Raw genomic sequence first — 9,754 nt, 5'->3', positions numbered from 1 at the left:
GGTCGGCGGGGTCTTCTTCAAGAAGGCCGACGAGACCCTCTCCGAGGACCTGGCGGCCCGGGGCAAGCTCTTCCGCCACGTCCCGTACGAGCACATCCCCGCCTGGCCCCTCGGGGATCCCGGTACTTCACTGGAGGGAGGAGAGCGCGAGACGGTCCCGATGCCGGGAGGACCCATGGCCACCGTTTTCGACCCCACCCGCGTGGCTCATCTCGGCGGACGGTTCGCCCCCGTGTCCGAGGAGGTCGACGCGGTGGACCTGGACGTCGTGGGTGAGCTGCCGCGCGAGCTGGACGGCGTCTACCTGCGCAACGGCCCGAATCCGCGCTTCAGCCCGGTCGGCTCGTACCTCTACCCGATCGACGGGGACGGGATGCTGCACGGCGTGTGGATGTCCGGGGGCCGGGCGCGCTACCGCAACCGCTTCGTCCGCACCCCCGCCATGGAGGCGGAGGAGAGGGCCGGGCACGCCCTGTGGGGAGGGGTGGAGTCGATGATCCTCCCCGGGGCGGACGAGGTCGGTCAGGAGCTGGCCGACGACTTCAAGCCGATTCCGGACATCAACGTGGTCGAGCACGCGGGCCGGCTGCTGGCCCTGGGGGAGGCCGACTGCCCGTACCGCATGGGCCCCGGGCTCGAAACGCTGGGCAAGGAGACCTTCGGCGGCCGGTTGCCCGGCGGCATCACCGCGCATCCCAAGACCGACCCGTCGACCGGTGAGATGGCCGCCTTCTGCTACGCCCTGGAGCCGCCCTACCTGACGTGGTCGTTGATCGGCGCGGACTCCACGGTGAGCAGGGGCCCACCCCGGTGGCGGGGGTGGAGGAGCCGTCGATGATCCACGACATGGCCCTCACCGACCGCTACCTGGTGCTGGTCCTCGCCCCGGCCTTCTTCGACCTCGACGCCGCCATGAGCGGCGGCTCGTTCCTGGCCTGGCGGCCCGAGCGGGGGACCCGCGTCGCGCTGATCCCCCGTGACGGCACTGAGGTCCGCTGGGCGCGGGAGGAGGCGTTCTGGCTCTGGCACACCGTCAACGCGTACGACGCCCCCGACGGGCGGGTCGTCCTCGACTACGTCCAGTGGCCCGCCCTCTCCCTCGGCGGGGCGGACTCCGGCGAGGAAGCGGACGGTGCGGCGGCCAGGGGCCTCACCCGGGCCGTCGTCGACCCGGCGACCGGTACCGTGCGGCGGACCCGGCTGGACGACATGCGGGTGGAGCTGCCCCGCATCGACGACCGCCTGATCGGGAGACCGCACCGGCGCATCGCGATGGCCGCGGGCAGCAGCCGGAACACGGAGCTGCTCTCCGGGGAGTACGACGCCCTGCGGTGGTACGACACCGGTGGCGGCGGGCAGCTCACCCGCCTGTGGGACGCCGGGGACCTCTCGGTCGGCGAGCCCGCGTTCGCGCCGTCGCCCGGTTCCTCGGACGACGGGGGCTACTGGCTGACGTACGCCACCGACCGTACGGACGGCACCAGCTGGCTCTTGGTGCTGTCCGACGAGGACCCCGCGGGCGGCCCGGTCGCCCGGGTCCGCATCCCCGTCAGGGTGCCGCTCGGGCTGCACGGCGCCTGGCTGCCCACCGAGGAGTGAGCCGGGCGCGGTTCAGCGCGCGGTCTGCGTGTGGACGTACTCCACGAGGCGGGTGAGGGAGTCCGGGTCCATCGACGGCATGACGCCGTGCCCGAGGTTGAAGATGTGTCCCTCCAGGCCGGCGGCGGCGTCGAGCACCTCGCGGGTCTTCTCCTCGACCGTGGCGGTCGGGGCGAAGAGGACCGCCGGGTCGAGGTTTCCCTGGAGCGCCTTGCCGGGGCCGACGCGGCGGGCGGCCTCGTCCAGGGAGACGCGCCAGTCGACGCCGACGACGTCCGCTCCGGCCTCGCCCATGAGGCCGAGCAGCTCGCCGGTGCCCACGCCGAAGTGGATGCGCGGGACACCGTAGGAGGCGACCGCGTCGAAGACCTTGGCGGAGGCGGGCATCACCGAGCGGCGGTAGTCGGCGGGGGACAGCGCGCCGACCCAGGAGTCGAAGAGCTGGACGGCCGAGGCGCCCGCCTCGATCTGGACCTTGAGGAAGGCGCCGGTGATCTCCGCGAGCCGGTCCACGAGGTCGGCCCAGAGCTCCGGGTCGCCGTACATCATGGCCTTGGTGTGCTCGTGGTTGCGGGACGGACCGCCCTCCACGAGGTAGCTGGCGAGCGTGAACGGGGCCCCCGCGAAGCCGATGAGCGGGGTCTCGCCGAGTTCGGCGACGAGCATGCGGACGGCCTCGGTGACGTACGGGACGTCCTCGGGCGTGAGATCGCGCAGCCGGGCCAGGTCGGCGCGGGTGCGGATCGGGTCGGCGATCACGGGACCGACGCCGGGCTTGATGTCCAGGTCGATGCCGATGGCCTTGAGCGGGACGACGATGTCGCTGTAGTAGACGGCGGCGTCGACCTTGTGACGGCGCACCGGCTGCAGCGTGATCTCGGTGACCAGCTCCGGCATCGCGCAGGAGTCGAGCATCGCGATGCCCTCACGGGCCTTCAGGTACTCGGGCAGCGACCGGCCCGCCTGCCGCATGAACCAGACCGGGGTGTGCGGGACGGGTTCTCGTCGGCACGCCTTCAGGAACGCCGAGTCGTGGGTGGCGGAGGTCGTCGTCAGCTGGCCCGAGGGGCGTTCGTTGGCACTCACGCACAGAATCTTCGCACGAAGCCCCAAGGAGCACGGCCCCACCAGGGTGTCCCTCCCTGCGCGCGGCCCGCGTTCCGCCTACTCTTCCCGGCATGGCTCCGGCGCAGGAACAGTTCTCCGATCATTCCGACCACACTTCCCAGAAGGACGGTGCGGAGAGCAAACCCACTCCGCCCGGATTCCGGTCGGCGGTCGAGGCGCTGCGCTCGACGCGGCTCCGGCCCGAGCTGGAGATCGAGACGACCAAGCCACCGCAGCGCCTGGCCCCGCACGCCTACGCCCTGGAGGCGGCGGTGGTGGACGGCGACGAGGATCTCGCGGACGGCCGCCTGGTGCTGCTGCACGACCCGGCCGGTCACGAGGCCTGGCAGGGAACGTTTCGCCTGGTGACGCTCGTACGGGCGGAACTGGAGCCGGAGATGGCCGCCGACCCGCTGCTGCCCGAGGTGTGCTGGTCCTGGCTGACGGGCGCCCTGGAGGCACGCGGTCTCACCTACGGGTCGGCGGGCGGCACGGTCACCCGGGCGGGGTCGCACTACTTCGGCGAGCTGGGCGGCCGCCGGCCCGCGACCCAGATCGAGATCCGCGCGTCCTGGACCCCCGGCGAGGGCCCGGGCGGCGTCCCGGACACGGCAGGGCATCTGACGGCCTGGGGCGACCTGCTCTGCCAGATCGCCGGCCTGCCGCCGTCCGGTCCGGCGGACGCGACGGTGGTCACCCTGCCGCAGCGACGGGGGCCGCAGACCTCGTAGGGCCTGTCCCGAAGGTCCCGCCCGTTCGGCGGCGCGACTTTCCCGCGCGCCCTGGCACGGTCCGGCAGTCCGCGCCCGCAGATCCCGGCGTCTCTCACCCCCGAGGCCCGCACCTCTGCCGAGCGCCACGCCTCCGCGCTCGGCACCCCGCACGTCCGAGCCCGTGCCTCTGCGCTCCGAGCCGTGGGTCCGGCGGGCCCGGACCCCGCGAGTACACCGTCCCGACCCTTCCACGACAGACCCGGCCGACCGCCGGTCCCACTGTCACACAATCGATCGTGCGTCCGATTTGTCCGAATTGTTACTCACCAAATCGTGATCTTCCTCTAAAGGAGGACGGGTCTGCTGCCGAAGAGGTCAATGACCCTTCAAGCATGGTTCGCCCCGGCTTCATCCCCGAGCCGGCCCGTCCCGCCACTCCCCCAGGAGGCCTGGTGTCCGTTCTCCTAGAGCAGCCCGCAAGCCTGGTCGCCTACCGCCCGAACAAGCCGACGGCCATGGTCGTCGTGGCCGACCCGCGCGTCCGTTCCACCGTGACCCGCCATCTGTGGGCCCTCGGAGTTCGTGACGTCATCGAGGCGTCGTCCATCGCGGAGGCCCGCCCCCGCGTCGGCAACCCGCGCGACATCTGCGTTGCCGACGTCCACCTGCCCGACGGTTCCGGGCTGACCCTGTTGTCCGAGACCCGAGCCGCAGGCTGGCCGAACGGTCTCGCCCTCTCCGCCGCCGACGACATCGGTGCCGTACGCAACGCCCTCGCGGGCGGCGTCAAGGGCTACGTCGTCACCGGTACCCGTACCAACATCGGCCACCCCAACCGACCCGGCGTCGCCCCCATCGGCGCCAACGCCGCCCGTATGCACCGCCGGCCTCCCGGCTCCCCGAGCCACCCGGGCGGCTACCGCGAACTGTCCGGCCGTGAGGTGGAGGTGCTCCGCCTGGTCGCCGAAGGCCAGTCCAACAAGGCCATCGGCGTCTCGATGGGCCTCTCCGCCCTGACGGTCAAGTCCCACCTCGCCCGCATCGCCCGCAAGCTCGGCACCGGAGACCGCGCCGGAATGGTCGCCGTCGCCCTGCGGACCGGCATCATCCACTGACCACCCCCACCGCCCCCCTGCGGGAATCGCGGGAGATCCGGCCGGTTTTACGCGCCCGACACCCGACGACGGAACGTTCCGTCGTCGGGTGTCGCGCATACACGGATACCCTTGACGGGTGACCGACGCCCAAGAGACCGCAGCAGACACGACACTGCGAACCACCGGGGGCGCTCCCCCGGACGACGTCGCCCCGGCGCCGATCCCCTTGCTGGAACCGCGCGAGGGCATTCCACCGGTGGTGGCGGACGATGACGCCCTCGCCCGGGTGATCGCCGCCTTCGCCGCGGGCAGCGGCCCGGTGGCCGTCGACGCCGAGCGCGCCTCCGGCTACCGCTACGGGCAGCGCGCCTATCTCGTACAGCTGCGCCGCGAGGGCGCGGGCAGCGCTCTGGTCGACCCCGTCGGCTGCCCCGACCTGTCGGGTCTCGGCGAGGCCCTGACCGGCACCGAGTGGATTCTGCACGCCGCCACCCAGGATCTCCCCTGCCTGCGCGAAATAGGCATGCTCCCCACCTCCCTCTTCGACACGGAGCTCGCCGGACGGCTGGCCGGGTTCCCCCGGGTAGGCCTGGGCGCCATGGTCGAAAACGTGCTGGGGTTCGCGCTGGAGAAGGGCCACTCGGCCGTCGACTGGTCCACCCGGCCGCTCCCCGACCCGTGGCTGCGCTACGCCGCGCTCGACGTCGAGCTCCTGATCGACCTGCGGGACGCGCTGGAGAAGGAGCTGGACCGCCAGGGGAAGCTGGAGTGGGCCCACGAGGAGTTCGACGCCATCGCGGCGGCCCCGCCCGCGCCGCCGCGCAAGGACCCGTGGCGCCGGACCTCCGGGATGCACAAGGTGCGCAGGCGCCGTCAGCTGGCTGTCGTGCGCGAGCTGTGGGAGACCCGCGACCGGGTCGCGCAGCGGCGCGACGTCTCGCCCGGCAAGGTGCTCGGCGACGGGGCGATCGTGGAGGCCGCGCTCGCGGTGCCCGCCAACGTCCAGGCGCTGTCGGCCCTGCCCGGTTTCGGGCACCGGGTGAACCGGCGCCAGCTGGAGCAGTGGCAGGCCGCGGTGGACCGCGCCAAGGCGCTGCCGGAGTCCGAGCTTCCGCAGCCGGGCCAGCAGCTCACGGGCCCGCCGCCGCCGCGCGCCTGGGCGGACAAGGACCCCGCCGCCGCGGACCGGCTGACGGCCGCCCGCGGGGCCGTCTCCGACCTCGCCGAGCGGCTGCACCTGCCTCCGGAGAACCTCATCACCCCGGACACCGTGCGCCGGGTCTGCTGGGAGCCGCCGAAGAGCGTCACCCCGGGCGCGGTCGAGGACCTGCTCGCGGGGTACGGCGCGCGGCGCTGGCAGATCGGGCTGGTGGCCCCGCTGCTGCTGGACGCACTGAACGCGAGCGCGGCTTCCTGACCGGCCCCGCCGGCCGGCACCACTGCCCGGCCACGGCGGCACGACGACAGCAGTACGGCCGCACAGCGCGACGCCACACGACAGCAGTACGGCCGCACAGCGCGACACCACGACGACACCCCCGGTCACCCGATTCACGGCCGCCCGGGGGTGTCGTCGCGTCCGGGGCTGCCCGCACACCCGACACTTCGAGTGCCGCGAGGTCGAAATCACGCCAGGTTGAAGGAGTGCACGGCCGGTTCGGCGGCCATCGGACCCGCGCCCCGGCCGCCCCGCGGTGGTGACCACGTGTGTGACCTTCGACGCTCCGGCCACAGGGGGTGGGCAGTCTGGTTACCCGCAAGTAGCATGAGGGCGGGCGGCACGCTTCCGGGCGTGCCCCGCAGCAGTGCCATCCCGCACCCTGGAGGAGAGCCATCGTGCCTCGTACCATCCGGGACGTCGTCTTCGTCGACGGCGTCCGCACCCCGTTCGGCAAGGCGGGCCCGAAGGGCATCTACCACGAGACCCGCGCCGACGATCTCGTCGTGAAGGCCATCCGGGAGCTGCTGCGCCGCAACCCGGACCTGGACCCCGCCAGGATCGACGAGGTCGCCATCGCCGCGACCACCCAGATCGGCGACCAGGGCCTCACTCTCGGCCGGACCGCCGGAATCCTGGCCGGTCTGCCGCAGTCCGTCCCCGGCTACTCGATCGACCGCATGTGCGCGGGCGCCCTGACCGCCGTCACCACGACGGCCGGCTCCATCGCCTTCGGCGCGTACGACGTCGTCGTGGCCGGCGGTGTCGAGCACATGGGCCGTCACCCGATGGGCGAGGGCGTGGACCCGAACCCGCGCTTCGTGTCGGAGAAGCTGGTCGACGAGTCCGCCCTGTTCATGGGCATGACCGCTGAGAACCTGCACGACCGCTACCCGCAGATCACCAAGGAGCGCGCCGACGCCTACGCCGTGCGCTCGCAGGAGAAGGCCGCGAAGGCGTACGCCGACGGCAAGATCCAGCAGGACCTGGTGCCGATCTCGGTGCGCCGCACCAACGCCGAGGCCGGCGAGACCGGCTGGGGCCTGGTCACCGCCGACGAGCCGATGCGCCCGGGCACCACGATGGAGTCCCTCGCGGGCCTCAAGACCCCGTTCCGCCCGCACGGCCGCGTCACGGCCGGCAACGCGGCGGGCCTCAACGACGGCGCCACCGCCTCGCTGCTCGCCGCCGAGGACGTCGCCCGCGAGCTGGGCCTGCCGGTCCGGATGCGTCTCGTGTCGTACGCCTTCGCCGGCGTCGAGCCGGAGGTCATGGGCTACGGCCCCATCCCGGCGACCGAGAAGGCGCTGGCCAAGGCCGGTCTGACCATCGACGACATCGGTCTCTTCGAGGTCAACGAAGCGTTCGCCGTCCAGGTGCTCGCCCTCCTCGACCACTACGGCATCGCCGACGACGACCCGCGCGTCAACCAGTACGGCGGGGCCATCGCGTACGGCCACCCCCTCGCCTCCTCCGGCGTCCGTCTGATGACGCAGCTGGCCCGCCAGTTCGAGGAGCAGCCGGAGGTCCGTTACGGCATCACCACGATGTGCGTGGGCTTCGGCATGGGCGCCACGGTCATCTGGGAGAACCCGCACTTCGACGCCGAGGGAGGCTCCAAGTGAGCGCCACCACCGAGCTTCTGAAGGGGGCGGCCGAGCTCTTCCCGGGCGAGGTCGTCACCCAGGCGCACGTGCGCCACCTCGACCTCCCGGCGGGCGCGGGCAGGTTCGCCCTCATCACGCTGGACAACGGCCTGGACCACACCAAGCCGACCACCTTCGGCCCGCAGTCGCTGGCCAACCTGGACGAGGCGATCGACCAGGTCGAGAAGGAGGCGTCCGAGGGTTCGATCGTGGGCGTCGGCATCACCGGCAAGCCGTTCATCTTCGCCGTGGGCGCCGACCTCAAGGGCCTCGAAGTCCTCAAGAACCACGAGGACGCGGTGCGGATCGGCAAGGGCGGCCACGACGTCTTCCGCCGCCTCTCCGGCCTCGCGGTCCCGACGTTCGCGTACTACAACGGCGCGGCGATGGGCGGCGGCGTCGAGGTCGGGCTGCACTGCTCGTACCGCACCGTCTCCAAGGCGCTCCCCGCCTTCTCGCTGCCCGAGGTCTTCCTCGGTCTGGTGCCCGGCTGGGGCGGCTGCGCGCTGCTTCCGAACCTGATCGGCGCCGACCGCGCGGTCTCGGTGATCATCGAGAACTCGCTGAACCAGAACCGCCAGCTCAAGGGCGCGCAGGTCTTCGAGCTCGGCATCGCGGACGCGCTCTTCGACGGCGCGGACTTCCTGGAGCGTTCGCTCGTGTGGACGGCCGGTGTCCTGACGGGCGAGACCGTGGTCGAGCGCGCCGAGATCGACCGCGGCGACGCCTGGGACCAGGCCGTCGCGCGCGGGCGGGCCATCGCGGACTCCAAGGTGCACGGCGCGGCCCCGGCCGCCTACCGCGCGCTGGAGATCATCGCCGCGGCCAAGGACGGCGACCTGGGGGCCGGCTTCGACGCCGAGGACCAGGCGCTCGCCGACCTGATCATGAGCGGTGAGCTGCGCTCCGGGCTGTACGCCTTCAACCTGGTGCAGAAGCGCGCCAAGCGCCCGGCCGGCGCCCCGGACAAGAGCCTGGCCCGTCCGGTCACCAAGGTCGGTGTCGTGGGCGCCGGGCTGATGGCCAGCCAGCTCGCGCTGCTCTTCCTGCGCCGCCTGGAGGTACCGGTCGTCCTCACGGACATCGACCAGGCGCGCGTGGACAAGGGTGTGGGCTACGTCCACGCCGAGATCGACAAGCTGCTCGCCAAGAAGCGCGTCAACCAGGACAAGGCCAACCGCCTCAAGGCCCTGGTGACCGGTGTGCTGGACAAGGCGGAGGGCTTCTCCGACGCCGACTTCATCATCGAGGCCGTCTTCGAGGAGATCGGCGTCAAGCAGCAGGTGTTCGCGGAGGTCGAGGCGGTCGCCCCGGCGCACGCGATCCTCGCCACCAACACCTCCTCGCTCTCGGTCACCGAGATGGCGTCGAAGCTGAAGAACCCCGAGCGGGTCGTCGGCTTCCACTTCTTCAACCCGGTCGCGATCCTCCCGCTGCTGGAGATCGTGCGCGGCGAGCTCACGGACGACGCCGCGCTGGCGACGGCGTTCGGGGTGGCCCGGAAGCTGAAGAAGACCGCGGTGCTGGTGAAGGACGCCCCGGCGTTCGTCGTCAACCGCATCCTCACCCGCTTCATGGGCGAGATCCAGAACGTCATCGACGAGGGCACCCCGGTCGCCGTCGCCGAGCGCGCCGTCGAGCCGCTCGGCCTGCCGATGTCGCCGCTGGTCCTGCTGGAGCTGGTGGGCCCGGCGATCGGCCTGCACGTCTCCGAGACCCTGAACCGCGCGTTCCCGGAGCGCTTCACCGTCTCCGCCAACCTCGCGGCGGTCGTGAAGGCGGGCAAGCGCGGCTTCTACGTCTACGACTCCGGCAAGCCGGAGCTGGACCCCGAGGTCGCCGCTCTCCTGGTGCAGGGCGACAGCGTCCTGACGGAGGAGCAGACCCGTGACCGCGTCCTCGACGCGGTGGCCGAGGAGATCGGCCTGATGCTCGACGAGGGCGTCGTCGCCGAGGCGCAGGACATCGACCTCTGCCTGATCACCGGCGCGGGCTGGCCGTTCCATCTGGGCGGCATCACGCCGTACCTGGACCGGGCGGGCGTCTCCGAGCGCGTGAACGGCAAGCCGTTCCTGGCACCGGGCGTGGCGAGCGTGCCGGCGTAACGACCGGTTCCGGCGTGGACGGGCCGTACGGAGGACTCCTCCGTACGGC

Annotated in this window: 6 protein-coding genes and 1 pseudogene; 6 read left to right on the top strand and 1 reads right to left on the bottom strand. The window is 72.2% G+C overall.

What is annotated here, in order from left to right:
* Positions 1 to 175 precede the first annotated feature (175 nt).
* Positions 176 to 1,599 (top strand): annotated as a pseudogene (locus ACWD3D_RS27550) (carotenoid oxygenase family protein).
* 12 nt (positions 1,600 to 1,611) lie between these two features.
* Here the strand turns inward: ACWD3D_RS27550 and hemE are convergent.
* Positions 1,612 to 2,685 carry a uroporphyrinogen decarboxylase gene (gene hemE, locus ACWD3D_RS27545; RefSeq protein ID WP_451463486.1) on the bottom strand — a complete coding sequence of 358 codons (1,074 nt, stop codon included), beginning with the start codon at positions 2,683 to 2,685 and terminating at the stop codon, positions 1,612 to 1,614.
* Between the two features lie 92 nt (positions 2,686 to 2,777).
* Between hemE and ACWD3D_RS27540 the strand changes: the two genes are divergently transcribed.
* The 5 genes from ACWD3D_RS27540 to ACWD3D_RS27520 all read left to right on the top strand — a co-directional run bounded on the left by ACWD3D_RS27540 (position 2,778) and on the right by ACWD3D_RS27520 (position 9,705).
* Entirely contained in the window at positions 2,778 to 3,437 is a 660-nt protein-coding gene (locus tag ACWD3D_RS27540; RefSeq protein WP_451463485.1) for a DUF3000 domain-containing protein, read from the top strand.
* A gap of 434 nt (positions 3,438 to 3,871) precedes the next feature.
* Positions 3,872 to 4,534 (top strand): helix-turn-helix transcriptional regulator, encoded by a 663-nt coding sequence (locus ACWD3D_RS27535; protein ID WP_266710186.1) that lies wholly within the window; start codon positions 3,872 to 3,874, stop codon positions 4,532 to 4,534.
* 118 nt (positions 4,535 to 4,652) lie between these two features.
* Positions 4,653 to 5,933, top strand: coding sequence for a ribonuclease D (locus ACWD3D_RS27530; protein WP_451463484.1), 1,281 nt, complete (start codon positions 4,653 to 4,655; stop codon positions 5,931 to 5,933).
* Between the two features lie 419 nt (positions 5,934 to 6,352).
* On the top strand, positions 6,353 to 7,579 hold the full coding sequence (locus ACWD3D_RS27525) for a thiolase family protein (RefSeq protein ID WP_451463483.1): 1,227 nt from the start codon (positions 6,353 to 6,355) through the stop codon (positions 7,577 to 7,579).
* Entirely contained in the window at positions 7,576 to 9,705 is a 2,130-nt protein-coding gene (locus tag ACWD3D_RS27520; protein ID WP_451463482.1) for a 3-hydroxyacyl-CoA dehydrogenase NAD-binding domain-containing protein, read from the top strand. The genes ACWD3D_RS27525 and ACWD3D_RS27520 overlap by 4 nt, the downstream gene beginning before the upstream one ends.
* Positions 9,706 to 9,754 lie beyond the last annotated feature (49 nt).

The sequence above is a fragment of the Streptomyces sp. NPDC002690 genome (assembly GCF_053592415.1).
This window is presented reverse-complemented; position numbering and strand designations above follow the sequence as displayed.

Coding starts and splice junctions, on each gene's coding strand:
- ACWD3D_RS27540 (WP_451463485.1), top strand. CDS start 2,778: ATGGCTCCGGCGCAGGAACAGTTCTCCGATCATTCCGACCACACTTCC.